The organism is Sphingopyxis sp. sgz302558, from assembly GCF_057220455.1.
In genome coordinates this window covers 807,088-832,098 of the sequence record NZ_JBXPUZ010000002.1, presented here as the reverse complement: position 1 = coordinate 832,098, position 25,011 = coordinate 807,088, and the positions used below count along the sequence as shown (strand labels likewise).

The 25,011-nt window shown below is 61.7% G+C and carries 24 protein-coding genes and 1 tRNA gene; 14 read left to right on the top strand and 11 right to left on the bottom strand.

Features of this window, described 5'->3' with window-relative positions; all coding sequences use genetic code 11:
• Window positions 1-39 precede the first annotated feature (39 nt).
• Window positions 40-1,110: an aspartyl/asparaginyl beta-hydroxylase domain-containing protein gene (locus AC2TC0_RS09480; protein WP_484717257.1), complete on the top strand. Its 1,071-nt coding sequence runs from the start codon at window positions 40-42 to the stop codon at window positions 1,108-1,110.
• A 10-nt stretch (window positions 1,111-1,120) separates the two neighbouring features.
• The gene (locus AC2TC0_RS09475; RefSeq protein WP_484717256.1) at window positions 1,121-2,284 is read left to right on the top strand and encodes an acyl-CoA dehydrogenase family protein; all 1,164 of its coding nucleotides are present in this window, start codon (window positions 1,121-1,123) and stop codon (window positions 2,282-2,284) included.
• 6 nt (window positions 2,285-2,290) lie between these two features.
• Here the strand turns inward: AC2TC0_RS09475 and AC2TC0_RS09470 are convergent.
• Window positions 2,291-2,366, bottom strand: a tRNA-Ala gene (locus AC2TC0_RS09470).
• 86 nt (window positions 2,367-2,452) lie between these two features.
• On the opposite strand from AC2TC0_RS09470, the gene AC2TC0_RS09465 reads away from it, so the two are divergent.
• A complete protein-coding gene (locus tag AC2TC0_RS09465) occupies window positions 2,453-3,469 on the top strand; it encodes an NADP-dependent oxidoreductase (RefSeq protein ID WP_484717255.1) in 1,017 nt (338 codons plus the stop codon).
• A 103-nt stretch (window positions 3,470-3,572) separates the two neighbouring features.
• On the opposite strand, the gene AC2TC0_RS09460 is transcribed toward AC2TC0_RS09465, so the two are convergent.
• Together AC2TC0_RS09460 and AC2TC0_RS09455 are read right to left on the bottom strand one after the other, a co-directional pair.
• Window positions 3,573-4,904, bottom strand: coding sequence for a DEAD/DEAH box helicase (locus tag AC2TC0_RS09460; RefSeq protein ID WP_484717254.1), 1,332 nt, complete (start codon window positions 4,902-4,904; stop codon window positions 3,573-3,575).
• A gap of 122 nt (window positions 4,905-5,026) precedes the next feature.
• Window positions 5,027-5,566: a hypothetical protein gene (locus tag AC2TC0_RS09455; RefSeq protein ID WP_484717253.1), complete on the bottom strand. Its 540-nt coding sequence runs from the start codon at window positions 5,564-5,566 to the stop codon at window positions 5,027-5,029.
• 81 nt (window positions 5,567-5,647) lie between these two features.
• Here AC2TC0_RS09455 and AC2TC0_RS09450 point away from each other — a divergent pair, with 81 nt between their 5' ends.
• Together AC2TC0_RS09450 and AC2TC0_RS09445 are read left to right on the top strand one after the other, a co-directional pair.
• Window positions 5,648-7,090 carry an FAD-binding oxidoreductase gene (locus AC2TC0_RS09450; protein ID WP_484717252.1) on the top strand — a complete coding sequence of 481 codons (1,443 nt, stop codon included), beginning with the start codon at window positions 5,648-5,650 and terminating at the stop codon, window positions 7,088-7,090.
• 128 nt (window positions 7,091-7,218) lie between these two features.
• Window positions 7,219-8,001 (top strand): SapC family protein, encoded by a 783-nt coding sequence (locus AC2TC0_RS09445; RefSeq protein WP_484717251.1) that lies wholly within the window; start codon window positions 7,219-7,221, stop codon window positions 7,999-8,001.
• 22 nt (window positions 8,002-8,023) lie between these two features.
• On the opposite strand, the gene AC2TC0_RS09440 is transcribed toward AC2TC0_RS09445, so the two are convergent.
• Window positions 8,024-8,128 (bottom strand): DUF1674 domain-containing protein, encoded by a 105-nt coding sequence (locus AC2TC0_RS09440; protein WP_484717250.1) that lies wholly within the window; start codon window positions 8,126-8,128, stop codon window positions 8,024-8,026.
• A 182-nt stretch (window positions 8,129-8,310) separates the two neighbouring features.
• On the opposite strand from AC2TC0_RS09440, the gene AC2TC0_RS09435 reads away from it, so the two are divergent.
• The gene (locus AC2TC0_RS09435) at window positions 8,311-9,207 is read left to right on the top strand and encodes a M48 family metalloprotease (RefSeq protein WP_484717249.1); all 897 of its coding nucleotides are present in this window, start codon (window positions 8,311-8,313) and stop codon (window positions 9,205-9,207) included.
• On the top strand, window positions 9,188-10,483 hold the full coding sequence (locus AC2TC0_RS09430; RefSeq protein WP_484717489.1) for an RsmB/NOP family class I SAM-dependent RNA methyltransferase: 1,296 nt from the start codon (window positions 9,188-9,190) through the stop codon (window positions 10,481-10,483). Before AC2TC0_RS09435 ends, AC2TC0_RS09430 begins: the two co-directional genes overlap by 20 nt.
• On the opposite strand, the gene AC2TC0_RS09425 is transcribed toward AC2TC0_RS09430, so the two are convergent.
• A complete protein-coding gene (locus AC2TC0_RS09425) occupies window positions 10,480-12,378 on the bottom strand; it encodes a DUF3604 domain-containing protein (protein WP_484717248.1) in 1,899 nt (632 codons plus the stop codon). The genes AC2TC0_RS09430 and AC2TC0_RS09425 overlap by 4 nt on opposite strands.
• Before the next feature lie 82 nt (window positions 12,379-12,460).
• Between AC2TC0_RS09425 and AC2TC0_RS09420 the strand changes: the two genes are divergently transcribed.
• The 4 genes from AC2TC0_RS09420 (at window position 12,461) to AC2TC0_RS09405 (ending at window position 16,622) form a co-directional block, all read left to right on the top strand.
• Entirely contained in the window at window positions 12,461-13,744 is a 1,284-nt protein-coding gene (locus tag AC2TC0_RS09420) for an MFS transporter (RefSeq protein ID WP_484717247.1), read from the top strand.
• A gap of 128 nt (window positions 13,745-13,872) precedes the next feature.
• Window positions 13,873-14,547 carry an RBBP9/YdeN family alpha/beta hydrolase gene (locus tag AC2TC0_RS09415; protein WP_484717246.1) on the top strand — a complete coding sequence of 225 codons (675 nt, stop codon included), beginning with the start codon at window positions 13,873-13,875 and terminating at the stop codon, window positions 14,545-14,547.
• The gene (cysK, locus tag AC2TC0_RS09410; RefSeq protein WP_484717245.1) at window positions 14,544-15,464 is read left to right on the top strand and encodes a cysteine synthase A; all 921 of its coding nucleotides are present in this window, start codon (window positions 14,544-14,546) and stop codon (window positions 15,462-15,464) included. Before AC2TC0_RS09415 ends, cysK begins: the two co-directional genes overlap by 4 nt.
• Window positions 15,465-15,476: 12 nt before the next feature.
• A complete protein-coding gene (locus tag AC2TC0_RS09405; protein ID WP_484717244.1) occupies window positions 15,477-16,622 on the top strand; it encodes a cell wall hydrolase in 1,146 nt (381 codons plus the stop codon).
• On the opposite strand, the gene AC2TC0_RS09400 is transcribed toward AC2TC0_RS09405, so the two are convergent.
• From AC2TC0_RS09400 to hisI, 5 genes are read right to left on the bottom strand one after another with little or no spacing between them, the layout of a single operon-like run.
• Window positions 16,619-17,389 carry an SDR family NAD(P)-dependent oxidoreductase gene (locus AC2TC0_RS09400; protein WP_484717243.1) on the bottom strand — a complete coding sequence of 257 codons (771 nt, stop codon included), beginning with the start codon at window positions 17,387-17,389 and terminating at the stop codon, window positions 16,619-16,621. The genes AC2TC0_RS09405 and AC2TC0_RS09400 overlap by 4 nt on opposite strands.
• Before the next feature lie 4 nt (window positions 17,390-17,393).
• A complete protein-coding gene (locus tag AC2TC0_RS09395) occupies window positions 17,394-18,170 on the bottom strand; it encodes an enoyl-CoA hydratase-related protein (protein WP_484717242.1) in 777 nt (258 codons plus the stop codon).
• A gap of 13 nt (window positions 18,171-18,183) precedes the next feature.
• Complete coding sequence (locus AC2TC0_RS09390; protein WP_484717241.1) at window positions 18,184-19,986, bottom strand: acyl-CoA dehydrogenase C-terminal domain-containing protein; 1,803 nt, start codon at window positions 19,984-19,986, stop codon at window positions 18,184-18,186.
• Window positions 19,987-20,041: 55 nt separating this feature from the next.
• Window positions 20,042-20,473 (bottom strand): MerR family transcriptional regulator, encoded by a 432-nt coding sequence (locus tag AC2TC0_RS09385; protein ID WP_484717240.1) that lies wholly within the window; start codon window positions 20,471-20,473, stop codon window positions 20,042-20,044.
• A gap of 31 nt (window positions 20,474-20,504) precedes the next feature.
• Window positions 20,505-20,894 carry a phosphoribosyl-AMP cyclohydrolase gene (hisI, locus tag AC2TC0_RS09380; protein ID WP_484717239.1) on the bottom strand — a complete coding sequence of 130 codons (390 nt, stop codon included), beginning with the start codon at window positions 20,892-20,894 and terminating at the stop codon, window positions 20,505-20,507.
• Between the two features lie 352 nt (window positions 20,895-21,246).
• Between hisI and purF the strand changes: the two genes are divergently transcribed.
• From purF to AC2TC0_RS09365, 3 genes are read left to right on the top strand one after another with little or no spacing between them, the layout of a single operon-like run.
• Window positions 21,247-22,704, top strand: a complete 1,458-nt coding sequence (gene purF, locus AC2TC0_RS09375; protein WP_484717238.1) for an amidophosphoribosyltransferase — start codon at window positions 21,247-21,249, stop codon at window positions 22,702-22,704.
• A gap of 2 nt (window positions 22,705-22,706) precedes the next feature.
• On the top strand, window positions 22,707-23,438 hold the full coding sequence (locus tag AC2TC0_RS09370) for an SDR family NAD(P)-dependent oxidoreductase (RefSeq protein WP_484717237.1): 732 nt from the start codon (window positions 22,707-22,709) through the stop codon (window positions 23,436-23,438).
• Between the two features lie 11 nt (window positions 23,439-23,449).
• On the top strand, window positions 23,450-23,818 hold the full coding sequence (locus AC2TC0_RS09365; RefSeq protein ID WP_484717236.1) for a hypothetical protein: 369 nt from the start codon (window positions 23,450-23,452) through the stop codon (window positions 23,816-23,818).
• A gap of 4 nt (window positions 23,819-23,822) precedes the next feature.
• Here AC2TC0_RS09365 and AC2TC0_RS09360 read toward each other — a convergent pair whose 3' ends face one another.
• The gene (locus tag AC2TC0_RS09360) at window positions 23,823-24,992 is read right to left on the bottom strand and encodes a serine hydrolase domain-containing protein (RefSeq protein ID WP_484717235.1); all 1,170 of its coding nucleotides are present in this window, start codon (window positions 24,990-24,992) and stop codon (window positions 23,823-23,825) included.
• Window positions 24,993-25,011: the final 19 nt, after the last annotated feature.

The following is a 25,011-nucleotide window of genomic DNA, read 5'->3' as shown; positions in this document are numbered from 1 at the left end:
ACCTTTCCTCCCGCGCGGCTTTGTGGCTTCGTGGCCGCGATGACAGGGCACGCACCACCACCTTCAACCGCGGCGAGCAACTGGCTGGCCGAAGCGCGCGATGCCAACCGGCGCGGCGATAGCGCGGGAGAGGCTGCTGCGCTCGACGCGGCGATCCGTGCCGACCGCAGCAATATCGCCGCGCAGCTCGCCATGGCCGAACTCCAGCGCCGCCTTGGTGATGATCGCGCGGCGCTCAGCTTCTACAAGCTTGCGCTCGGTACGGCGGCAAATGCCCCCGGCGTCCCTGCGCAATTGCACGTCGGGCTCCAGCGCGCCGAAGTCTTCGCCGAAGCGACCGAGCGCCGCTTCGCCGCCCATCTTGCCGACCAATTGGCAGCAGCAGGCGTAACGGCGCACGGCGCGCCGCCCCGCGTGGCCGAGGCGCTGGCGCTGCTCGCGGGCGATCAGCCGCTGTACCTCCAGCAACCCAGCATGTTCTATTTCCCCGGCCTCGCCCAGCGCGCCTGGTGGGACGCAGCCGAATTTGCCTGGGCCGCGGAAGTGGAGGCGGCGACCGACGCCATCACCGCCGAACTCGAAGAGCTGCTCGCCAGCGCCGACGCCTTCGCCCCCTATGTGCAGGCCAGCCCGGACCGCCCACCGCCGAACAACCCGTTGCTCGACAAGCCCGATTGGGGCGCGGCATGGCTGCTCAAGGACGGCAAGGTGGCCGCAGGCATGGCCGCCGCCTGCCCCGCCGCCCTCGCCGCGCTGGCCCGCGCGCCGCAGCCGGTCATTCCGGGCCGCGCGCCGCTTGCGCTGTTTTCGCGGCTCAAACCCGGCACGCACATTCTGCCGCATCATGGGATGCTCAATACCCGGCTGATCTGCCACCTGCCGCTGATCGTGCCCGATGGTTGCGCCTTGAGGGTGGGGGCGGAAACGCGCGCATGGCAGCGCGGCAAGCTTACCATTTTCGACGACAGCTTCGAACATGAAGCCTGGAACCGCGGCGCAAGCGACCGCACCGTGCTGTTATTCGAAATTTGGCGACCCGATCTCACCGGTGAAGAGCGCGAGCAGCTGACACGCATCTTCGCGGCGATTGACAGCTATGATGTGAACTGAGGGGGGTAAGATGAGCAACCCGGGCATGGATGCCGATGTTTTCGACGCCTTCATGGACCAGCTCCACCGCTACGTCCGCGAACGGCTGATCCCGGCCGAGGACCAGCTGGAAGCGCTTGGCCGCGTCCCCGACGATATTCTTGCGGAAATGAAGGATATGGGCCTGTTCGGCGTCACCATGCCGGTCGAATATGGCGGCGCGGGGATGAACATCAGCCAATATATCCGCTTTGTTCAGGCTATTGGCTATGCCGCCCCCGCCTATCGCTCGATCATCTCGATCAACATCGGCATGGTGTGCAAGGCCATTGTTGGCAGCGGGACCGAGGCGCAAAAGGCGCACTGGCTGCCCAAACTCGCGGGCGGTGCCATTGCCGCCTTTGGCCTTACCGAACCCGACAGTGGCTCGGACAGCGCGGCGATGAAGACGCGCGCGGTGCGCGATGGCAATGGCTATGTGCTGAATGGCACCAAACGCTATATCACCAATGCGCCGTTCGCCGATGTCATCCTCGTCATGGCGCGCACCAATGCCGATGCGCTGCCCAAAAACGGCCATGTCAGCGCCTTTCTCGTCCCGCGCGGCACGCCGGGTGTCACCATCGGGTCGCCCGACGCCAAGATGGGCCAGGCGGGATCGCAGATTGCCGACGTCATTTTGGAGGACGTCCATGTCGACGGCGACGCCCTGCTCGGCGGCGAAGAGGGCATCGGCTTTCGTGCCGCGATGCAAAGCCTTGATAATGGACGGTTATCCGTGGCGGGCGCCAGCGTCGGCTATGCCCAACGCATGCTCGACTGCGGCCTCCAATACGCCATGGAACGCAAAGCATTCGGCGAAACCATCGCCAACTTCCAACTAATCCAGGCGATGCTCGCCGACAGCAAAGCGGAAATCTACGCCGCCGAATGCATGCTCCGCGATGCCTGCGCCCGCGCCGATCGCGGCGAAAAGATTATCATCGAGGCCGCCGCGACCAAAATGTTCGCATCCGAAATGTGCGGGCGTGTCGCGGACCGCGTCGTGCAAATCCATGGCGGCGCCGGCTATCTGAAAGAATATCTTGCGGAGCGCTTTTACCGCGATTGTCGCATTTACCGCATCTACGAAGGGACAACGCAAATTCAGCAGCTGGTGATTGCCAAAAATATGCTGCGGGAAGCCATGGGTTAGCGTCGCTGGTGGAGCCGAGGGGAATCGAACCCCTGACCTCTGCAGTGCGATTGCAGCGCTCTCCCATCTGAGCTACGGCCCCGCGACCGCGCGCTGATAACCAAGGCCGCATTGTCGCGCAACGGCTTTTCATTAACAGGTAGATTTCAACCAAGGGGGGAAACAAGCATGGCAAAGGCGTGGCATCTGGTGAGCCGTCCGGCGGGGCTTCCCGATTTTGGCAATTTTGCGCTGCGCGATCTTCCTGATGGGCCCCTGACCGATGGGCAGCTGCGCGTGCGCAACCATTGGCTGTCGGTGGATCCCTACATGCGCGGGCGGATGAACGATGCCAAAAGCTATGCTGCCTCGTTTCAGATCAATGAACCCATGACCGGCGGAGCAATTGGCGAGGTGCTTGAAAGCCGCCTCGACGGTTTTGCGCCCGGGGACCTGATCCAGCACATGGGCGGCTGGCGCGACGGCGGGGTTATCGGCCTCGACATGATGCCAAATAAATTGCCCAAACAACTGCTAGATCTCGGGATTTCTCCGCAAAGCTTTTTGCATAACCTTGGACTGACGGGGGGGACGGCGTGGATCGGCCTTCACCGTGTGGCGCAAGCAAAGCAGGGTGAAACGGTGTTTGTTTCAGCCGCGGGCGGTGCGGTGGGTGCCGCTGTGGTTCAGTTGGCCAAGGCGCGTGAGATGACGGTCATCGGCTCGGCTGGCGGCAAGGACAAATGCGCCTGGGTCCACGAATTGGGCGCGGACGCGACGATCGACTATAAGGCAGGGCCAGTGCTGCCACAGCTCACCACGGCGCTGAAGTCGCTCGGTAAATCTGGTATCGATGTCTATTTCGATAATGTTGGCGGCGAACATCTCGACGCGGCCTTTGCAACCGCCAATGATTTTGCGCGCTTTGCCATTTGCGGGCAGATTGACGTCTATAACGATGGCAAGGCACAGGAAATGAAATATCTGATCCGCACCATCCCCGCGCGTATCCGCATGGAAGGGTTCATCTACACGGACCAGTTTTTCGCCTGCATGGATGAATTTTACGCCGATATGGCGGGCCTGATCACCAGCGGCGCGGTGACGATGCGCGAAACGGTGCATCAGGGCATCGAAAGTGCCCCCGATGCCTTCTTGGGTCTGTTTTCAGGCGCAAACACCGGCAAGATGCTGGTGAAGGTCTGAAAATTCTTTCGCCGTCCTGAACTTGTTTCAGGACAACACGCCAATCTTGCCCCGTTATGCTGAAACAAGTTCAGCATGACGATATGGGGAGAACGGTGGTTGGCTAACGCCCCAGCCTGACACCCAGAAAATCTGGCAACGGCCCGTTCCAGCCATCGTCAGGGCTGTCATCCTCGGCCACCGCGTCGCGGCGCACGGTTCGCCGGTCTTCGTCCCGTCGCGGTTTTCGCTCGGGCTTGTCTTGACGCGGGCGTTCTTCCTCGCGCGGCGCGCGCTCGCGCCGCGCCTTCGGTACCTCGTCGCCCCCGGCCAGCGCTTCGGGATCGACGCTAAAGGACGGAATATTCTGCCCGGTCAGCTTCTGGATACTATCCACGGCTTCCGCGTCAGCCGGGGTGACCAGGGTAAACGCGCGCCCTTTCGCCCCTGCCCGTCCGGTCCGGCCGATCCGGTGCACATAATCGTCGGGGTGCCACGGCGCGTCGAAATTGAACACATGGCTCACGCCCTTTACGTCGAGGCCACGGGCCGCAACGTCTGACGCCACCAATATGTTGATGTCGCCCGCCTTGAACCGGTCGAGCTCGGCGATGCGCGAACTTTGGTCCATGTCACCATGGATTTCCCCCGCACGATAACCGCGGCCCTTAAGGTCTTTGGCAAGGTCGCGCACTGTCGTTTTGCGATTGCAAAAGATGATCGCGGTGTGGATGCGCTCGGCGTCGATCAGGCGGCGCAATACTTCGCGTTTTGAACGCTCGCTCGTCTTGATCAAATGCTGCGCGATATTTTCGTTGGTTGATGCCGGCCGCGCGACCTCGACCATCTTGGGGTTGTTCAAAAACTTGTCGGCCAGCTTCTTGATCGGCGGCGGCATCGTCGCCGAAAACAGCAAGGTCTGGCGCTGCGCCGGCAGCTTGGTGCAAATGGTTTCGATATCGGGGATGAACCCCATGTCCAGCATGCGGTCTGCCTCGTCAATGACCAGCAGGCTACAGCCGTTTAGCATGATCTTCCCGCGCTCAAACAAGTCCATCAATCGGCCTGGCGTGGCAATCAGCACATCGACGCCCTTTTCCAGCGCCTTAACCTGATCGCCCATTTGTACGCCGCCGATCAACAGAGCCATCGACAGCTTGTGATACTTGCCATATTTCTCAAAATTCTCAGCAACCTGGGCAGCAAGTTCGCGTGTCGGTTCCAGGATGAGCGAGCGCGGCATGCGCGCTCTGGCCCGGCCATGCGCCAATATGTCGATCATCGGCAACACAAACGAGGCCGTTTTGCCGGTTCCAGTCTGGGCAATGCCGATCATGTCGCGCATCATCAGCACGGGCGGAATCGCCCCCGCTTGGATGGGCGTGGGTTCGGTGTAACCCGACTCCGCAATCGCCTTTAACAATTCGTCCGAAAGGCCGAGATCGGCAAAATTCATGGTGCTTGCTGTCCGGAAACGTCGGTCCCCACACAGAAACCGACAGAAAAAAGCACCCCGCAGAGCGCTGCGGCGGGCTTTGCCGCGTATCGGTCAAAAGTCAAGGAAATGCGCGGGACGCGTCAACTTTCAACGCGAATGGGAATCATCAGACGGAATCGCTCAACCTCGCACTCTTCGCCAGAGCGGGCATGCAGGGCGTCGCGCTCGGCGCACAACCGCCCATCCTTTGATGCCTTCATGTAAAAGCCGGAATAGAAATCGAGCGCGCGGCAGCCGCGATTCAGCCGGGCACGCAGTCGCTGGTTTTCGCGGGTGACAAGGTCAATGCTATCGCGTTGCACCGTCTGAATGCCCACAAGCGAACGCATGGCAACACAGCGGGGCGCTTTGGTTTCGCGCCAGACAATGGGTTCGGATCGCGCCCGCGGGGCCGCAGTATCGCCAGCAGAAAAGTTGGTAAGCGACGTCGGCCGCGCCGGAATGCGGATAATCAACTGACGCTCGACGACAATCTGATAATAGCCCGAAGCGTCGGGCCCGATGCCCGGCATTTCCACGATGGCCGCGATATTTTGATCAGTGCCCGGCGGAACGGCATCGGTCACGACCGTGCCGGGGAACAGCAACGCCAGCCCCACCGCCAAAGTTTCGCCGATCACCTAAATCTCACTCCCGTCACGTCCGGCGCGCCCCGCCCGGTCTTGCCCCAAGCGGCGGGCTAGGGCAAATGGCTTGAACCCATGATGAACCCCGATGGCCCCAAATTGCAACCACCATCGCCCGCCTTGTTGGCGTCGCTGCTTGATGTGCTGGGACCAAAAGGGTTCACCACCGATCACGACATCATGCAGCCGTGGCTTACCGATTGGCGCGGCAAATATCATGGCCGCGCCGCCGCCATGCTGTCGCCCGCAACAACCGAAGAGGTTGCGGCCGTGATCAAACTGGCCGGGGACGCCGGTGTTGCCGTGGTGCCGCAGGGCGGTAACAGCGGTATGGTTGGGGGATCGACCCCCGATGCGAGTGGCGCGCAGCTCCTTTTGTCGCTGCGCCGGATGAACGCCATTCGCCGCATCGACCATGACGCGCAATCGGTGGTCGCCGAGGCCGGGGTCGTCTTGCAAATGCTCCACGAACAGGTCGAGGCACAGGGGCTGCGCTTCCCATTGACGCTGGGTGGCAAGGGGTCGGCAACGGTCGGCGGGCTGGTTTCGACCAACGCTGGCGGAACCCAGGTGCTGCGCCACGGTACGATGCGTGCGCTGGTTGAAGGCATCGAAGCTGTACTGCCCGATGGCGCGATTTTTGACGGATTGGCTGCGCTGAAAAAAGACAATCGCGGTTATGATCTTAAACATCTGCTGTGCGGCGCAGAAGGCACGTTGGGAGTCATCACCGCCGCGCGCTTGCGGCTGGTGCCGGCCATCACCGCGCGCATCACCAGTTGGTTTGGTGTGGCGGGCCCCGATGCCGCACTCGCCTTGCTCCGCCGTCTCGACGCCGCCTTGGGCCCTGAACTGGAAGGATTTGAAATCATCCCGCAAAGCTGCGTCGATGCGGTCCTTTCCCATATCCCCGGCACGCGGGCGCCCCTGCCCGACCACCGCGGCTGGCACGCGCTGGTTGAATTGGCGGCTGTCAGCGCGGATCGAACCGATGACCTCGTCAATCTGGCCGTGGCTGCACAGCGCGACGGGCTGGTCACCGATATGGCGCTCGCCAAATCGGACGCCGAAAGCAACGCCTGGTGGCGCATCCGCGACAGCATTTCAGAGGCTGAGCGGGCTAGCGGCCCCGCGATCCAGCATGATGTCAGCGTTCCCGTTGACGCAATGCCCCATTTCATCGCCAGCAATCCCGCCCGGCTCGGCACCGCCTTTCCCGGTGCGCGCGCGATCAGTTTCGGACATTTGGGTGACGGCAACATCCACCATCATATCCAGCCGCCGCAGGGGGTCGATGGGGCCAGCTGGATTGCTGAACATGGCGAGGATGTGAGTGAACTGGTCTATCGCCATGTCATCGAACTCGGCGGGTCGCTCTCGGCCGAACATGGAATCGGCCAAATGAAGCGTGACTTGCTGTATCGCCTGTCGGATCCCGCCCGCATCGCGATGCTGCGCGGTGTAAAGGCGGGACTCGATCCGGCAGGGATTATGAACCCAGGCAAGCTGGTGCCCTAGCGTCTCGCGCCCCAGGCGCAGCGGGGCGTAACCCCCTTGCCTTCGCCCTGCCCCGCGCATATGGCGCGCAATCGCCAATTTTCGGGTGTCCGGCTGGACCGGAGGCCCATTTTCCGGAGCTTCAAATCATGGCCAGCGCGCCGACTAACGCCAATCTTCCGCTTTTCTATCAGGACCTCGTGCCGCTTTCCAGCCAGGATCACGCAACGTGGCGGGCCCGCGCGCTTGACAAGGCCCCCTTCCTGATTGGTCAGCATGCCGTGCCGCTGACCAGCGACGAGTTTATTTCGGCCTCGCGCCACTACCCCATCGTTTTCTCTGCCGGTGACAATTCGGTGCCGCTGGCGCTGATGGGCCTGAATGAGGGCGTCAACGTGTTCGTCGATGCCGAAGGCAAACTGATCAATCCCGTCTATGTTCCGGCCTATATCCGCCGCTATCCGTTCCTGTTGGCCAAGCTACGCCGCGACAGCGATGAAATGTCGCTGTGTTTTGATCCCAAGTCCGAAGCTGTGGGCGAATATGCCGATGGTGACCCGCTGTTCGTCGATGGCCAGCCGTCCGAGCACACCACCGCGATTTTGGGCTTTTGCGAACAGTTTGAGCAAGCAGGTCAGCGGACCGGCCAGTTCATGGAAGAATTGAACAAATCGGGCTTGCTCATGGACGGCGAGGTGTCGATCGAGGTTCAGAATGCGGCGCAACCGTTCGTTTATCGCGGCTTCAAGATGGTCGACGAGGCAAAACTGCGCGAACTGCGCGGCGACGTGCTGCGCAAAATGACACAGAACGGCATGCTGGCGCTGATCTTTGCTCACCTCTTCTCGCTTCAACTGATGCGCGAAATTTTCGCGACGCAGGTCAATCAGGGCAAGATGCCGCAGGTCGCCGAATTGCCGGCTGTCGGCTGATAAGTTGCGGGCTGGCGGGCGATCAAAAATCGATCGCCAGCCCCTTATATTCCCAGTCACCATAACGCACCGGATCGCGCCCACCGGGCTGATTTTCGGCAGACTCAATGGCGGGTGGCGCAGGCACAGGCACCGGCGTTGGCTGCCAATGCGGGGGCGCCGTGACCCCCGCTGGCCTTTGCGTTGCACGGTGGGAACCAGCGGCACCGTTCGCGGATTGATTCATTGATGCACCTTGCTGTCAGCTTGCGTCTATCCATATAGACGCAAACAGGCGGCAAAGGATGCAGCCTTTTGAGGTCAATGGCAATGAACGGGCTGAAAACAACGATGTTGCTGGCAGCGCTCACCGCGCTGTTTATGGCATTGGGTTTGACGATTGGCGGGCGCAGCGGGATGCTTATCGCGCTGCTGATCGCGGTCGGCATGAACATTTTCACTTATTGGAACGCCGACAAAATTGTGCTGCGCATGCACAATGCGCAGGAGGTCGACGCCCGCAGCCACCCGCAATTTTACGGTATGGTGGCCCGGCTGGCGCAGCGCGCGGGGCTCCCGATGCCGCGTGTCTATATTGTTGAAGATGCCAATCCCAATGCTTTTGCAACCGGCCGCAATCCGGAAAACGCGGCGGTAGCCGCCACCACCGGCCTGCTCGCCATGCTCAGCCATGACGAAATTGAAGGCGTGATGGCGCACGAACTGGCGCATGTGAAGAACCGTGACACGCTGGTGATGACGATGGTTGCCACCATTGCTGGTGCGATTTCGATGCTCGCCAATTTTGGCATGATCTTTCGCGGCGACAGCCGCAGCGCAGGCATCGCGGGCTTGCTGGCGGTGCTGGTTGCGCCGTTCGCTGCCATGCTGGTGCAGATGGCGATCAGCCGTAGCCGCGAATTTGGTGCCGATGCCGTCGGTGCGCAGATTGCGGGCAATACACGCGGCCTCGCCTCGGCGCTCGCCAAAATTGCCGGACCTGCCGCACGAATCCCGAACCGCGCTGCGCAGCGCAACCCGGCGGCGGCCCAGCTTTACATTGCCCCACTGTCGCTTGGCGGGCTGTTCTCGACCCATCCGCCTACCGAGGCGCGCATTGCAGCCCTGAACCAACTTGGACACGACATGGGCGACCGGCAAACTCCCATGGCTTCACCGAGCGCCCGGAACCGTCCCAGCGCGCTGGATCCCATGCGTGGCGACTAGGCCACGGCGACCAGCACGGCAGCGTCCGACGGGGGATCAGGTCGAAGGATTGGCAGCTAGGCGCGCTTCGCTCGCCATGCTTGACGCCGTGCTGCGGCGCGGCGAACCGATGGACCGCGCCGTGCATGCCGCGTGCCAGCGTTTGCCGAGCGATGATCGTGCGCTGGCGATTGCCATTGCAGGGGACACGCTGCGGTGGCTCGAGCCACTCGACGCGCTGATCGATAGCGCCACCGAGATCCAGTTGCCTGATGATAGCAAGGTCCGCGCGGTGCTGCGCACGGCGCTGGTGCAATTACTGCACATGGGCGTGGCGCCGCACGCGGTGATAGCGACCAGCCTTGCCGCGTTGGTCGGCGGGCCGCGCCGCCTCGCTCATGCGATCCTGTCGCGCGCGCAGCGCGATGGTTGGTCTCTACCGCTCCCGCCCCCGCTGCCTGCGTCGGTCGCAGCGCGATGGGGCACAGCTTGGGGAAAAAACGTCGTGGCCGCCGCTGAGGCAGCCTGGGCTGAACCGCCACCGCTCGATTTGCGCTTCAAATCCGAACAGGCGGCAAGCGACTTTGGCGATGGCGGGCATTTCGCTCCGCGCCATCGCCGTCTCGCGCGCGCAGGCCGGATCGAAATGCTTCCTGGTTACGCCGATGGCAATTGGTGGGTGCAGGATCTGGCGGCTGGTATCGCTGCCGACCTGCTGGGGCCGGGCAAAGGCCGCACAGTGCTCGACCTATGCGCCGCCCCCGGCGGCAAAACGATGCAGCTGGCGGCAGCTGGCTGGCAGGTCACCGCGATCGACAGCAGCTCCAAACGGCTTGAACGGTTGCGCGAAAATCTGGCGCGCACGCGGCTGGATGCCCAGCTGATCTCCGCCGATCTCCGCCATTACACGCCCAGCGAACCGGTCGATGCCGTCCTGCTGGATGCCCCGTGCAGCGCCACAGGCACTTTTCGGCGCCATCCCGATGTGCTGCACCGCATCGCCGACGCCGACATTGCCAGCCTCGCTCAGCTCCAGGTCGACCTGCTTGCGCGCGCCGCGGCGTGGGTCAAACCCGGCGGGTTGTTGGTCTATGCCACCTGTTCGCTTGAACCTGCGGAGGGGGAGGAAATTGTCCGTGCTTTCCTGGCGAGCAATCTGGATTGGCGTATCAGCCCCGCCAGGTCCGACGAAGTGCCCGAAGGCGTCACTATCGCCCCAGAAGGATGGGTCCGCACACTTCCGGATTCGCAGCCTGCCCTTGACGGCTTTTTCATCGCGCGCCTGACCGCGCCCTAGCCCTGCGGGCGAAACCAGATCGGCGATGTATAGGCGCGCTCCTGCGCCACCAGCTCTGCATCCTTCGGCAGCTTGGCGCCATAGCGTAGCGCGTCGAACAGCACCCAGCGCGGCGTCGGAATCTCGATGACGCGCACATAGTAAAAGGCGCGAAGTTCCGGATCGAAGTCGGGATCGGTCCACACCGTCTGCAATTCGGGCGCCCCGATGCTGTTGGTGTAACTGGCTTTGGCGATATCGACGGTATTGCCCACGGCCGGAATCTTGCCGCCAGCGCCTGTTTTGCGCTTGTCGGCGTCGGACCAGACCACGTCATAAATCCGCTCGTTCAACTTGCCATCGCGGCCATACCAGCCCTTGACCACCTGAACCCGGTCCAGGTTCGCGCCCATCGGGTCTTTCAGCGCCGACACGATGAACCGCGGCGCTCCGGACCCGGCCTTCAATTCGCCGCCCATTGGTACGCCGCGTTTATAGCCTGCGGACACCCAATCTTTGGCCAGATCTGCGGCGTCGAAATCCCATCCGCCGAAAAACCGCACCGTCATGCGCGGCCCGGTCGTTGCATAAACCTCGCGCCGCAGCATCGCATCGAAAATGGCACTGCGGGTGTTGGCTGTTGCCCAAACCGCGGCATAGCCCCCGGCAAGATAATGCCAGCCGAACCGGCCGACGCGCGTTCCCAGATTCTGGGCTTGGCCCGCGCGTACCGCATTGGGCTCGCCGCCCGTGTGCTTGCCAAAGAAATTATCCTCGTCGCCCGTTGCCAGTGCGGTGTGGCTGTCGGTCGATCCGATCAGACCGAACTTGTAAGGGTTGACGCCGGTTCGCGCCTCAATCTCCAGGCCGCGCTTCAGCGCCTCGCGAATATATTCGCCGGCAAACATGGCGTTGGTTTTGGCCCCGGACATCGGCAAATTGCCAAGTTCCCAACCTTTTACGCCAAAGCCCGCAAACTCGTCGTTCGGCGACAGGAATGGGTGTGCCTCGCTGTCGCCCTTGATCTGGGTAATTTCCACCACCGGCTCGCGCGCAGCGCGGCGGCGGGCATAGGCAGCGGTCATCGGCCCACCGTCCGGGCCCGTCAGTTCAAACATCAGACCGTTGGACAAGTTGCTGTTGTGCGGGATGGCGAGCGCCTTGCCGCCCGTGACCTTTTCATACCGGTCCATATAGTCGTAGAGCTTTTCGACCTTGTCGAGCGGCGGCTGGCTGCCGAACGGCAGCGTCTTGATCGCCTCGGCATAGCCATCACGGAACATGACAACGCGGTGCAGATTGTTGCCGCCGGGCATCGATGTCCATTCAAAACCGTGAAAAGCGGTGAATTTCCCGGGCTGATTATATCGCTCGACAACTTCGGCGCTGCTTTTCCATACGGTGCGCGTACCGTCTTCGCTGGCTTCGGGATCGCGCATCGCCTCGGGCAAATCGTTGCGTGCCGCGCGGTCGATCAGTTCGGCCATGGCGCGCTGCGACCCTTCGGGTCCTTCGTGCATCATGTCATGCCAACGGCGCAGCTCAGGGTCGCGGATCAAGAAGCGCGGAGCGTCATAAAGCCGCCGCGTCGCCCCAAGGCCATCGCTGTGATCGGCGATGACAAGAAAATCGAGCGGGCGTTCCAGCTTGGCCGCGATGCCCATGGTCGAAGTCACTTCTTCACCGCTCGCAAAGCGCAGCGCCGCTTCAGGGTCAAGCCGCACACCAAAGCCAAAGGCATCGATACTGTTGCTGGTATGCAGGTGCGTGTCGCCCCACAGAACCCTTTCGGGGTACGCGGTTTCTGCGACCGCCTTGTCGGCCTTTGCCGACGTGCCTGGCACCTCGGATGGTCCGCCACAACCAGCCAGCGCGATGAAAGCGACAGATAAAGCAAAGCTTTTGCTTGTCCGCATTTTTTCCTCTCCCCATTCCCGTTTCTTTCTGCCACGCAAAAATCAGCTTGTCATCGGCAAGCGTCAATCGGAAGGGACAGACGTGGCCAGCGCAGCGACAGTCGAACCCAGCTCGCCGCTGCAAATCCCCGATTTTCGGCTGTACTGGCTTGCCCGCTTCGCCGCAGTGATGGCTACCATGGCGATGGTCGTCATCATCGGCTATCAGGTCTATGCAGTCGCCCGCGACGACTATGGCATGTCGGTTCGGGATGCCTCGTTCCAGCTCGGCCTGTTGGGACTGGTGCAATTTGTTCCGCTTGCAGTGCTGACGCCGTTGGCGGGATGGGTCGCCGACCGATTCGAGCGGCGGCTGGTTGCGGGTTTTGCCAACAGCATTGACATGCTCGTCGCGCTGGCACTCGGTTGGTTCACTTATAGCGATGCGCTTACATTGCCGGTCCTGTTCCTGCTCGCCGCATTGCACGGCGTTGCGCGCGTGTTCGTCGGTCCGTCGATGAGCGCAATCGCCCCCAATATCGTTCCGCCCGCCCTGCTCCCACGTGCCATCGCGATGAGTTCAATCGCTTGGCAATCAGCCTCGGTTATCGGGCCGGCGATTGGCGGCTTTCTGTTCGCTGCCAACGGCGCGCTTCCTTATTGGACCAGCGCTGCGCTGCTGTTGTTCGCCAGTGTTACACTCAGCTTCGTGCGACCGGTCCATCCGCCGCCAGCCGAGGCGCGTCGCCATCCCTTGCGCGAAATGGCTGATGGCTTGTCCTACACCTGGCGCGAACGGTTCCTGCTTGGCGCGATCACGCTCGATCTGTTCGCAGTATTGCTGGCCGGTGCAACGGCGATGTTGCCGGTGTTCGCCCGCGACATTCTGATGGTTGGCGCAGAAGGTCTGGGCATTTTGCGGGCAGCCCCGGCAATAGGCGCAGCGACAGTTGCGTTATGGCTCGCATGGCGCCCGCTCAAAACCAACGTCGGGATCAAGATGCTCTGGGCAGTGGTGGTGTTTGGCTTCGCGACCATCGGTTTCGGCCTGTCGACCAGCTTCCCGCTCTCGCTGGCGCTGCTCGTGTTGCTGGGCGCCTCAGACATGTTGTCGGTGTTCGTACGCAGCTCGCTAGTACAGCTCAACACCCCCGATTCTATGCGCGGACGGGTCAGCGCCGTCTCGGGTCTGGCGATATCGGCTTCGAACGAGCTGGGCGAGCTGCAATCGGGCGTGGCCGCCGCATTGCTGGGTCCAGTTGGCGCAGTCGTGTTTGGCGGCGCAGGGGCGATCGGCATCACTGCGCTTTGGGCTTTCTTATTCCCCGAACTGCGCCGGGCGCGCACGTTCGAACCCATGTTTCGCACCAAAGCAACATTGGAATAGGCGGCATTCCAATCGCCGCACGATCGCATCCGCTGGTCGCTGACCTATTGTCAATCAAATTAATTGATATATTCAGATCACACCCGTCACCGCGGCCCTTCCCATCAGTTAGCGAAGGAGCAAATCCCGTGACCACTTCTCCCATTGGTCATCCCATCCTGTTGATGCCAGGTCTAGACGACAGCGGCCCCGACCATTGGCAAAGCCGCTGGCAAGATCAGTTTTTGGATGCCCACCGTGTCCAGCTCGATTGCTGGCACGCGCCGTGCCGCAATGTCTGGGTCGACGCCATCGACCGCGCGCTTGCCGACATCGGTGCTCCGACCATCATTGTCGCGCACAGCCTTGGTTGCCATGCTGTCGCGCACTGGCTCGCCGATGCTGGCTGCGGCGCGCAAGGACGCGTGGCAGGCGCACTGCTCGTTGCCCCGCCTGATCTTTGGCGCACCGACCTTGATCCACGCCTCGCACCCTTCGCGCCGGTTCCGGGCCTGTGGTCAACCAGCCCGCTGGTCGTCGTTGGCAGTGACAATGATCCCTTTTGCGATCTACAGACTGCACGCAAGCTGGCGAACCGATGGACAGCGCGTTTCGTCAACGCGGGACCATTCGGTCACCTCAACGCGGAATCGCGCATCGGCGACTGGCCTTATGGACAGTATTTGCTCGCGTCGTTACACTTGGAAGCGATGGCGAATGCACCCTTCATTGAAGCCGACGGCGTCGCCATCCCGCCCTTTGCCAACGCGACACGATTTCGCTTCGACCAATATCAGCACAGCCGAGGAAGACCCCTGCAATGAAAGCCAATTCGATCCTCGAAACCATCGGCAATACGCCGCATATCCGCATGAACCGGCTGTTTCCGGATGCCGAAGTGTGGGTGAAGTCGGAACGCAGCAACCCCGGCGGGTCGATCAAGGACCGGATTGGCCTCGCCATGATCGAGGCGGCGGAGGCCGACGGCAGTCTGCGCCCCGGTGGCGTCATTGTTGAACCGACGTCGGGCAACACCGGTATTGGCCTTGCGATGGCGGCGGCCGTAAAGGGCTATAAGCTCGTCCTCGTCATGCCTGAAAGCATGAGCCTTGAACGCCGCCGCCTGATGCTCGCCTATGGCGCGACATTCGATCTCACCCCGCGCGAAAAGGGCATGAAGGGTGCGATCGAACGCGCCATCCAGCTCGTCGAAACCACGCCCGGGGCATGGATGCCGCAGCAATTTGAAAACCCCGCGAATATCGATGTCCATGTGCGCACCACCGGGCCGGAAATCCTGGCTGATTTTGCCGAAACGCCGATTGACGCGATCGTCACCGGGGTTGGCACCGGCGGGCACATCACGGGCTGCGCCCAATTCCTCAAGGGGCACTGGCCGGGCCTCAAAGTCTTTGCGGTCGAACCCACATTGTCCCCGGTCATTTCCGGCGGCCAGCCCGCGCCGCACCCCATTCAGGGGATTGGCGCGGGGTTCGTGCCGGCCAACCTGCATACCGACCAGCTCGATGGCGTCATTCAGGTTGACCCGACGGACGCCAAGGAATGGGCCCGGCGCGCCGCGCGCGAAGAGGGCATGTTGGTGGGCATCTCTTCGGGCGCAACGCTTGCCGCCATCGCGCAGAAACTGGCTGAACTGCCGGTCGGTTCGCGCGTGCTCGGCTTCAATTACGATACCGGCGAGCGCTACTTGTCGGTTCCCGATTTCCTGCCGGAGGTGTAAGGGCGCCGGCCCATGCAACTGAACCTGCCCAGCAAGTACCGGATTGATAATGTGACGGGATGGCTGTTTGCCATCCTTGCGGTGCTCGCCATTGCTGCGGTCCTGTGGGCCAGCGACGGGCGCGCGCCAGCCAAGCCTGCAAACGCCGTCCATCCCGTCGCACCGCCGCCCGATGTCGTTCCGGTCGTTGCCCCGGTCGAACTAGCCCCGGTCACACTCGATGACGCCCGCGCTGCCAACGCGCGCATTCCCTTTGTCACCCGCAACATGGTTGCCGCTGCGCCCTTTCGCTTTGTTGGCGGCGCCGAGGATTTCCAGCGCGCCCGCGACTGTCTGGCTGCCGCTGTCCTTTACGAGGCGGGCGATGATGACAAGGGGCAGCGCGCCGTGGCCCAGGTAGTGCTGAACCGCGCGCGCCATCCGGCCTTTCCCAAAAGCGTCTGCGGCGTCGTCTTTCAAGGGGCCGAGCGGTCCACCGGCTGCCAATTCACCTTCACCTGCGACGGCGCATTGGCGCGGCGGTACAGCGATCTTGCCTGGCTACGCGCGCAATCGGTGGCGCTGGCGGCGCTGAACGGATCGGTGGATCCTTCCGTCGGCCTTGCCACGCATTATCATACCGATTGGGTGCGCCCATATTGGTCCGACAGCCTCGAAAAAATCGCGGCGGTGGACACGCATCTCTTTTTCCGTTGGCCGGGCTTTTGGGGCACGCCCGCGGCCTTTCGCGGTGGGCTGGCGGGCGAGCCGACCATCACCAAACTTGCCGGATTGTCGGCGGCGCATGGCCTCACCACAGCGACCCCCATCGAAGCGATGGCCAACGCCAATCCCGCGATTGGCGACGTGCAAATTAAACGCGATCCGTTTGCGGCGACCGGCAACACGCGTGACACGCTGTTGGTGGTGCTCGACCGCCGCGCTACCGCCGACGCGTTTGTTGCCTATGCACTGCGCGTTTGCGGTTCCCGCGACTATTGCAAGCTCTTCGGTTGGACCAACCCGGTGCTCAAACCCGGCAGCGAAGCGATGACCGACATGCAGCGGACAGCGATGAGCTTTTCCTACTTGCGCGATGAAGGCGCCGGGTTCGAAAAGGCGCTGTGGAACTGCACCGAATTTCCGCGCGATGACGCGCGCCAGTGTATGAAACGCTAGAGCGACTGGCCGTCATCGACGGTCACGACCGTGCCCGTAATCCCCGCCGAAGCATCCGACGCCAGCCACAGCAACGGCGCATTCAAATCGGTCATGTCGCGCAGGCGGCGGCGCGGAAAGCTTGCCACCAGCTTCTCTCCGATCGGCGAATCCATCATTGCCGCTGTCATCTCCGAACGGAAATAACCGGGCTGGATCACATTGACATTGATGCCCTTGCGCGCCCATTCGCGCGCCACACTACGCCCCAAATGCCGCACCGCCGCTTTGGTTGCCGCGTAAACCGCCGCGCCCGGGAAAATCTTATCGGCGGTAATGGACCCGATGATGATGATGCGTCCGTCTTCCTTGTCTGCGCTACCTGCCGCGACCATGCGCCGCGCCGCTTCCTGAACGCTCAGCACCACCCCGCGCAAGTTGACGGACAGGACCGCATCGACCTCGCTGACAGGCTGTTCCAGCGTCATGCTCTCGCTGGCAACCCCGGCATTGGCGACAAAGACGTTGATCGGCCCGACCGCCGCTTCGGCTTCGGCAAAGCCTTCCCTTATCGAACGTTCATCCGCAACGTCCATCGCCACGGCATGCGCTTTGCCGCCCGCCGCTGCTATCTCTTCGACCAGTGCCGCCAGCCGATCCACGCGCCGCGCCGCGACAACAACCGTCGCCCCCGCCGCGGCCAGCGCCCGGGCGAAATTCGCGCCCAGGCCTGACGATGCACCCGTCACCAGCGCGGTCCGTCCGCTCAGGTCGAAATGATAATGCATGGCGCTACTTCCCCGTCCAGTTGGGCGCACGCTTCTCGATAAAGGCCGTCGCCCCCTCAATGGCATCGGCCGAACTCATGACCACTGCTGCATGTTTGCGGTTCAAGTCCCACAAGCCAGCCTCGTCCAGATCATAGGTTTTGCGGGCGAGATCCAGGCTAGCCGCAACGGCCAGCGGTGCCGATTCCGTCACCTTCGCTGCCAGCGCCACGGCGGTATCGAGCATCGCTTCTGCGGCGACCACGCGATTCACCACCCCCAGCGCCAGCGCGCGCGCCGCATCCAGCCGCAGGCCGGTGGTCAGGACTTCATTGGCAATCGGGCGCGGGATCAGCCGCGCCAACCGAAAAGCTCCGCTCGCTGCCGCAAACAACCCGCGCTGTGTTTCGGGCAGCCCAAACTGCGCGCCCTCACCCGCAACAATCATGTCGCAGCTCATCGCCAGTTCAAACCCCCCGCCCATGGCATAGCCATTGACCGCCGCGATCCACGGCTTGGTCCGCGGGAAATTCACGAAACCGCCAAAGCCATATTCGGGATGCGAAATGCTGTTGCGGTTGCCGCGCGCAACTTCGGCGAGGTCGGCTCCGGCACAAAATGCGCGCGCGCTGCTGCTCGCCAGCACCGCAACTCTTATGCCGTCATCGGCCTCAACGCGCTCGGCGATGGCCCCTAGCGCCGATGAAACCGCACCATTGACCGCATTCAGCGCCTCGGGCCGGTTGAGCGTGGCAATGGCAATGCCGCCCCGCTGCTCGAACAGGACCACATCCTCTGCCATTGCTTATCTCCTCTTATGCGTAGGCAAATTGCGCTGGATCCAGCGCCATCATCGCCTCAGACCCCGCCTCGATCTTGCGGCGCAGCGCCCCCGCATCGGGCAGCATCCGCTCGGCATAGTAACGCGCGGTGACCAGCTTGGCCTCATAAAATGCCTTGTCGCCCGTGCCGGCTGCGAGCGCCTTGTGCGCTGCGCCCGCCATCATCAGCCACATTGATCCGACGGCGACCAGTCCCATGATGTGCATGTAATGATGCGCACCGGCACCGATATTGTTAGGATTGGTCAAGCCATTGTTCACGAACCAAAAGGTTGCGGCCTTAAGCTCGCTATTGGCCTTTTCCAGCCGCTCGGCGACATCGGCCAGCGCTGGGTTGGCCTTGGCCGTGGCACATTCCGCATCGATGGTGGCGAACAGCGCCTGCACCGCGCGGCCGCCATTTTGCGCCAGCTTGCGTCCCACCAGATCCATCGCCTGCACGCCGTTGGCGCCTTCGTAAATCATGGCGATGCGGGCATCGCGCACAAACTGGCTCATCCCCCATTCCTCGATATAGCCGTGGCCGCCAAACACCTGCTGGGCGTTGGTGGCGATTTCATAGCCCTTGTCGGTCCCAAAGCCCTTGATGACAGGGGTCAGCAGGCTGACCAGATCGTCGGCGGCCTGCCTTTCTTCCTCGCTCGGCGCCGAATGCGACAGATCAATCTGGATGCCCCCCCAGATGCACAGCGCGCGCAGCCCTTCGGTCATCGCCTTGGCGTCCATCAGCATGCGCCGCACATCGGGGTGAACGAACAGCGGGTCTGCCTTGGCTTGCGGGTCTGCCGGGCCAGTGAGTGCCCGCCCCTGCCGCCGGTCTTGGGCATAAGCGATGGCGTTCTGATACGCCGCGTCGGCAACTGCTACGCCTTGGACACCAACGCCCAGCCGCGCGGCGTTCATCATGATGAACATGGCGGCAAGGCCCTTATTCTCCTCACCCACCAGATATCCGGTCGCGCCATCATAGTTCATGACACAGGTCGAATTGCCGTGGATGCCCATCTTATGCTCGATTGAACCACAGCTGACGGCGTTGCGCGCGCCCAGCGAACCGTCCGCATTGACCAGAAACTTGGGCACAATGAACAGGCTGATGCCCTTCACGCTGTCGGGCGCATCGGGGGTCTTGGCCAGCACCAGATGGATGATGTTTTCGGTCAGGTCATGCTCGCCCGAGGAAATGAAAATCTTTGTGCCGGTGATGGCATAGCTACCATCACCCTGCGGTTCGGCCTTGGTGCGAATGAGGCCCAGGTCCGTGCCGCAATGCGGTTCGGTCAGGTTCATGGTACCGCCCCAGCGGCACGCCAGCATATTCGGCAGATATGTTGCCTGCTGCTCCGGCGACCCCTTCACCAGCAGCGCTGCAGAAGCGCCGCGCGTCAGGCCCGGATACATGGCGAACGCCTGGTTCGCGCCATTTTCAAATTCTTCCATCACCATGCCGAGCACATGGGGCATTCCCTGTCCGCCAAAGGCCTCGGGCGCGGTCAGCAGCGGCCAGCCGGCCTCAACGAACTGGTCAAAGGCCTCTTTGAAGCCCGTCGGGGTGGTCACACTGCCATCGGGATGGCGCGTGCAGCCCTCCTCGTCGCCGACCCGGTTGAGCGGGGCGAGCACTTCGGAACAAAAACGCCCGGCCTCGGTCAGCACCGCCTCGATGGTGTCGGGCGTCGCATTTTCAAAACCCGGCAGATTGGCATAACGGTCAATGCCGATGACTTCGTTCAGCACGAACAGGGCGTCTTTCACCGGGGCGCGGTAAACGGGCATGGGAGAATCCTTCGTCTCGATTTTTCAACTGGCAGCGTTAACTGGCGCCGTAGCGTCAGGCGGGATGTTTCCCGGCCTCGGCCATGGCGACCGTATCGATAAAGCGCGTTAACTCGGCAATTGCGCTATCGATATCATCGCGTTGCTGCGTCAAAAGTGCAATCCGGTCACGGCATTTTTCGATAGTGACCTGCCGCTGCTTCCTGCGGTCATCACCAATGTCGTACAGGTCAATCATCTCGCGGATGTCAGCCAGGCTGAAACCGACGCGTTTCGCCCGCAATATCCAAGCCAGTCGGGCGCGATCGCGCTTTGAATAAATGCGCGCCAATCCGCGCCGCGACGGGCTGATCAGCCCCTCGTCCTCGTAAAAGCGCAGCGCCCGCGCCGTCACGCCAAATTCGGAAGACAGATCGGTAATGCTGAACTGATCGCGGCCCAGATGGTCGGGCGTGTCGATATGCGAATGGCCATATTCAGTCGTCATCCGATCAAGCTATTTGACGTTGACGTGAACGTCAAGCGCTGTCGCGGCCATCACGATCCAGCAAATCTTCGACAGTTTCCAGATCAACAACCCGGCGATAGAAGCAGTTGGGCGCACCAGTGTGACAAGCCGGACCTGCTGGCCGCGCGATAATCCACAGAGCATCCTGATCGCAATCGACCCGCATTTCAACAAACGTCAGGAAATGTCCCGACGTTTCGCCCTTCAGCCACAATTGCTGGCGCGAACGCGACCAGAAATGCACCTGCCCCGTTTGCAGCGTGCGGTCGATCGCCTCGCGGTTCATATGCGCGACCATCAGCACGCCGCCGCTATCGGCATCCGTGACCACGGCGGTTACCAACCCGGCCGCGTCAAAATGCGGCCTAAAATGCGTCCCCGCTTCAATTGCCTGTTTCATAAGCCGCAGCCTTACCCATTGCAGGCAAGCTGTTCCACCAACAAAACGCTTTCCTACATGCGGGAAATATGTCTTTTGATAACCAGTGTCTGGCCGCGGCCTTTGCGCCGTCACCTCTCTCCTGCCATCTGGAATTCGCACCGCCGGGGGGATAGGGGGTGGTTTATACTTTCTGAGAATTCTGGGCTTTTTTGGCCGTCGGGGAAGCGACGGGCCTCCTGCTGCGCCCGGACCCTGGGGGACCATATGGCCCTGCTACCCGAACAAGACGAAGCGATGACATTAAGGGGGCGACAAATCCCGCCCCCAGCCCTATATGCGCGCCAGCCACGTCGCCCGTGCAGGATTGCCGATGCTCACCACCCATCCATTTGACGACGACAAGCTGCGCGAGGAATGCGGCGTATTCGGCATCCACGGGGCTGATAGCGCCGCGGCCGTCGTCGCGCTTGGTCTCCATGCGCTCCAGCACCGCGGGCAAGAGGCGGCGGGCATTACCAGCTTTTCGGGGCGCGATTTCCACACGCACCGCGCGATGGGCCATGTCGCGGGCAATTTTGACCGCGACGACATCATCCGCCAGCTCGAAGGCCAAGCCGCCATCGGCCATGTGCGTTATTCGACCACTGGTGAAACCGCGCTGCGCAATGTGCAGCCGCTGTTTGCCGAATTGTCGACTGGTGGCTTTGCCGTCGCGCACAACGGCAATATTTCCAACGCGCTAACGCTGCGCAAGGGACTGGTGAGGCGCGGCGCAATCTTTCAATCCACCAGCGATACCGAGGTGATTATCCACCTTGTCGCCAATTCAAGCTACCGGACGCTGCTCGACCGATTCATCGACGCGCTGAAACAGGTTGAAGGTGCCTACTCCCTAATCTGCATGACCGCCGAAGGGCTGATCGGCTGCCGCGATCCGTTGGGTGTGCGACCGCTGGTCATCGGCCGGTTAAACGAAGCGATTATTTTCGCTTCGGAAACGGTTGCGCTTGACGTTGTCGGCGCAGAGTTCATCCGCTCAGTCGATCCGGGCGAGATGGTGATTGTGCGTGACGGTGAGATGACCTCGATCCGGCCATTCGCAGAGCAGAATCCGCGTCCTTGCATCTTTGAATATGTCTATTTCTCTCGCCCAGACTCGATTGTCGAAGGTACCAGCGTCTATTCGGTGCGCAAAGCCATCGGTGCCGAACTGGCCGTTGAAAACCCCGTCGACGCGGATATCGTTATTCCCGTGCCCGACAGCGGTACCCCGGCCGCCATCGGTTATGCGCAGGCATCAGGCATCCCGTTCGAGCTCGGCATCATCCGTTCGCATTATGTCGGGCGCACCTTCATCCAGCCGGGCGACAAGGTTCGCCACCTTGGCGTCAAACTCAAGCATAATGCCAACCGCATGCTGATTGAGGGAAAGCGCGTCGTGTTGATCGACGACAGCATCGTGCGCGGAACTACGAGCATGAAAATCGTCCAGATGATGCGCGATGCCGGCGCGCGCGAGGTGCATATGCGCATCGCCAGTCCGCCAACGGCGCATAGCTGCTTTTACGGCGTCGACACGCCAGAGCGCGGCAAGCTGCTCGCCGCGCAGATGACGGTTGGGCAGATGGCGAACTTCATCAATGCAGACAGTCTGGCCTTCCTGTCCATTGATGGCATGTACCGAGCGTTGGGCACCGACAGCCGCCACAACGACCGGCCACAATATTGTGACGCCTGCTTTACCGGTGATTATCCCACGACGTTGACCGACCATGATGATGTCGCGGCGGAAGATCAGTTTGCCCTGCTGGCCGAACGGGTAGTTTAAACATGACAGATGAAACGGCAAAGCCGCTCGACGGCCAGATCGCGCTTGTCACCGGTGCCAGCCGCGGCATCGGTGCCGCAACCGCCGCCGCGCTCGCAGCAGCCGGCGCGCATGTCATTATTACCGCGCGGACTGCGGCGGGGCTCGAAGATTTGGAAGACAAAATTCACGAGGCTGGCGGCAGTGCGACTATTGCGCCACTTGATCTCGTCGATGGGGATGCCATTGCTCGCCTCGCCAGCGCTATTGCCGAGCGCTGGCAGCGCCTGGACATATTGGTGATGAACGCCGCCACATTGGGAACATTGACGCCGGTCGCGGCTATCGATGGCAAGGAATTTAACCGCGTCCTGACACTCAATTTGATTGCACAACAGGCATTGATCGCCAACTTCGACCCGCTGTTGCGCCGCTCTGCAACGGGCAAGGTCATTGCCCTTACCTCCTCGGTCGGGCGCACTCCGCGCGCCTATTGGGGGGCCTATGGTGCATCGAAAGCGGCGCTTGAGGCGCTAGTCACCAGCTATGGTGCCGAAATGGCCAATATCTCGACGGTTCGCACTGCGATTGTCGATCCCGGCGCTACCCGCACACAAATGCGCGCGCGCGCATTTCCGGGCGAAGATGCCGCATCGGTCAAAGACCCTGTCGTCGTAGGTGAAGCCATTGCGGCGCTCTGCATTGCCGGCTTTGATAGCACCGCTTATCAGGCATTGGGCAAGAACGCGGCCTAAGAAGGGGCTTTATGCGGACCATCATCAGCACCATTGTCGGCATCCTGTTGGCTTTCGGCCTCATCTATCTCGCGTTGCAATTTGGGGGAAAGCTGTCGCCGGTCGTTTATGATCCGGCCACCGAAGAGGTCCAAATCCCGCTTGGCAACACTTTGTCGCTGTTTATCGGGTGGTTTGTCGGCAGCTTTGCTGGAGCATGGTTGGCAATGCGCGCGTCGGCACAAGCAGGGCCTGGCTGGATTGTCGCCGGGGCCGTCGCTGGGGCCGCCATTTATCGTGCGCTGACGCTCGGTGATGCCGTCTGGGTGACAGCAGCCGGATTCATCATCCCGCTAGCGGCCACATGGCTTGCCAGCCGTGTAGTGCGCACTGCCATTTGATCTGTTATTCAGCGTCAACCGCCGCCTGAACCGCTTTGTAAAACCGTTCGCGCTCCGCCCCTACCCCGTCGGGGTCTGTTGCGGTTGGCCAATTGCCATTGGTGGCAATTACCAACTTGCGCGTTGGGTCGATAAAGATGCCTTGGCCGAAAATGCCCTGCGCGGCATAGCTGCCATCGTCATTGGTCCACCATTGATAGCCATAACCACGGCCCGGCACGCCGATGTCAGCCTGCTTTGTGGTCCCAGCGGCAATCCACCCGTCGGGCAAAACCGCCTTTCCCCCGGCGACACCGCCGTTCATGATGAACAGTCCGAACCTTGCATAATCGCGCAGGCTAGCCGAAATGCAGCAGCCGCTGATTTCATGTCCCGTCGGCCCCAGCATCCACACCGCGTCCTGCTCCATCCCGAACGGACCCCAAATTTTTTCCTGCAGATAGGCCGACACCGTCTTGCCTGTCGCGCTCGACACCAGCACACCAATCAAATTGGTTTCGCCTGTCTTATAGACCCACTTTGACCCCGCCGGAGCCTCGCGTGGCAACGTCTTCATATAGCTGACGGTAATGTCCTCGCCGGGCGCTGGCTTGTGCAGGTTGAACCGAGCGACATCGCTATTGGGATCTGTGTAATCCTCGTTCCATTTCACGCCTGACGTCATGGTCAGCAGCTGACGAACGGTAACATCGTCGTAAACTGATCCTTTCAGACCGGGGATATAGGCGGCAACCTTGTCATCAAGGCTCTTGATATATCCATCCTTAACCGCCGCACCGACCAGCGTCGAGGTAAGCGATTTGGCAACGGAAAAGCTGGTCCAGCGACCCGAGCCGTCAAAACCCAGCGCATAGCGTTCAAAACGGATTTTGCCGTCCTGAATAATGATCAGCCCTGCATTGCGCTGCCGTTCCATATATTGCGGCAAATCAAACCCAGGGACAATCAGCGACGGCCCTTTAGGCAGCATCATTATCTTGCCACCCGCGGCGATAATGTTCGTGGGTGCCAATTTTTCCATCTGGCGAAAGGCTGCGTCGCGTTGATCCAACTTCCAAAAAAGCACATTCTGATCCTTCGGCAGTTCCTGCGCGGTGAGTGGAGCATTCGACGTCGCCGCTAGCAAAAGGGCGAGACACACCAAAATGCTCTTCGGATAGATCCTTGGGATCATTGCTATACCCTCCCCACGT

Bases quoted from the DNA above. Each gene is read 5' to 3' on its own strand.
- AC2TC0_RS09395 (WP_484717242.1), bottom strand. From the start codon at position 18,170: ATGGCAGAGGATGTGGTCCTGTTCGAGCAGCGGGGCGGCATTGCCATT.
- AC2TC0_RS09405 (WP_484717244.1), top strand. From the start codon at position 15,477: ATGCAACTGAACCTGCCCAGCAAGTACCGGATTGATAATGTGACGGGA.
- AC2TC0_RS09390 (WP_484717241.1), bottom strand. From the start codon at position 19,986: ATGCCCGTTTACCGCGCCCCGGTGAAAGACGCCCTGTTCGTGCTGAAC.
- AC2TC0_RS09465 (WP_484717255.1), top strand. From the start codon at position 2,453: ATGGCAAAGGCGTGGCATCTGGTGAGCCGTCCGGCGGGGCTTCCCGAT.
- AC2TC0_RS09400 (WP_484717243.1), bottom strand. From the start codon at position 17,389: ATGCATTATCATTTCGACCTGAGCGGACGGACCGCGCTGGTGACGGGT.
- purF (WP_484717238.1), top strand. From the start codon at position 21,247: ATGCTCACCACCCATCCATTTGACGACGACAAGCTGCGCGAGGAATGC.
- AC2TC0_RS09385 (WP_484717240.1), bottom strand. From the start codon at position 20,473: ATGACGACTGAATATGGCCATTCGCATATCGACACGCCCGACCATCTG.
- AC2TC0_RS09365 (WP_484717236.1), top strand. From the start codon at position 23,450: ATGCGGACCATCATCAGCACCATTGTCGGCATCCTGTTGGCTTTCGGC.
- AC2TC0_RS09445 (WP_484717251.1), top strand. From the start codon at position 7,219: ATGGCCAGCGCGCCGACTAACGCCAATCTTCCGCTTTTCTATCAGGAC.
- AC2TC0_RS09425 (WP_484717248.1), bottom strand. From the start codon at position 12,378: ATGCGGACAAGCAAAAGCTTTGCTTTATCTGTCGCTTTCATCGCGCTG.
- cysK (WP_484717245.1), top strand. From the start codon at position 14,544: ATGAAAGCCAATTCGATCCTCGAAACCATCGGCAATACGCCGCATATC.
- AC2TC0_RS09435 (WP_484717249.1), top strand. From the start codon at position 8,311: ATGAACGGGCTGAAAACAACGATGTTGCTGGCAGCGCTCACCGCGCTG.
- AC2TC0_RS09360 (WP_484717235.1), bottom strand. From the start codon at position 24,992: ATGATCCCAAGGATCTATCCGAAGAGCATTTTGGTGTGTCTCGCCCTT.
- hisI (WP_484717239.1), bottom strand. From the start codon at position 20,894: ATGAAACAGGCAATTGAAGCGGGGACGCATTTTAGGCCGCATTTTGAC.
- AC2TC0_RS09460 (WP_484717254.1), bottom strand. From the start codon at position 4,904: ATGAATTTTGCCGATCTCGGCCTTTCGGACGAATTGTTAAAGGCGATT.
- AC2TC0_RS09370 (WP_484717237.1), top strand. From the start codon at position 22,707: ATGACAGATGAAACGGCAAAGCCGCTCGACGGCCAGATCGCGCTTGTC.
- AC2TC0_RS09480 (WP_484717257.1), top strand. From the start codon at position 40: ATGACAGGGCACGCACCACCACCTTCAACCGCGGCGAGCAACTGGCTG.
- AC2TC0_RS09475 (WP_484717256.1), top strand. From the start codon at position 1,121: ATGAGCAACCCGGGCATGGATGCCGATGTTTTCGACGCCTTCATGGAC.
- AC2TC0_RS09450 (WP_484717252.1), top strand. From the start codon at position 5,648: ATGATGAACCCCGATGGCCCCAAATTGCAACCACCATCGCCCGCCTTG.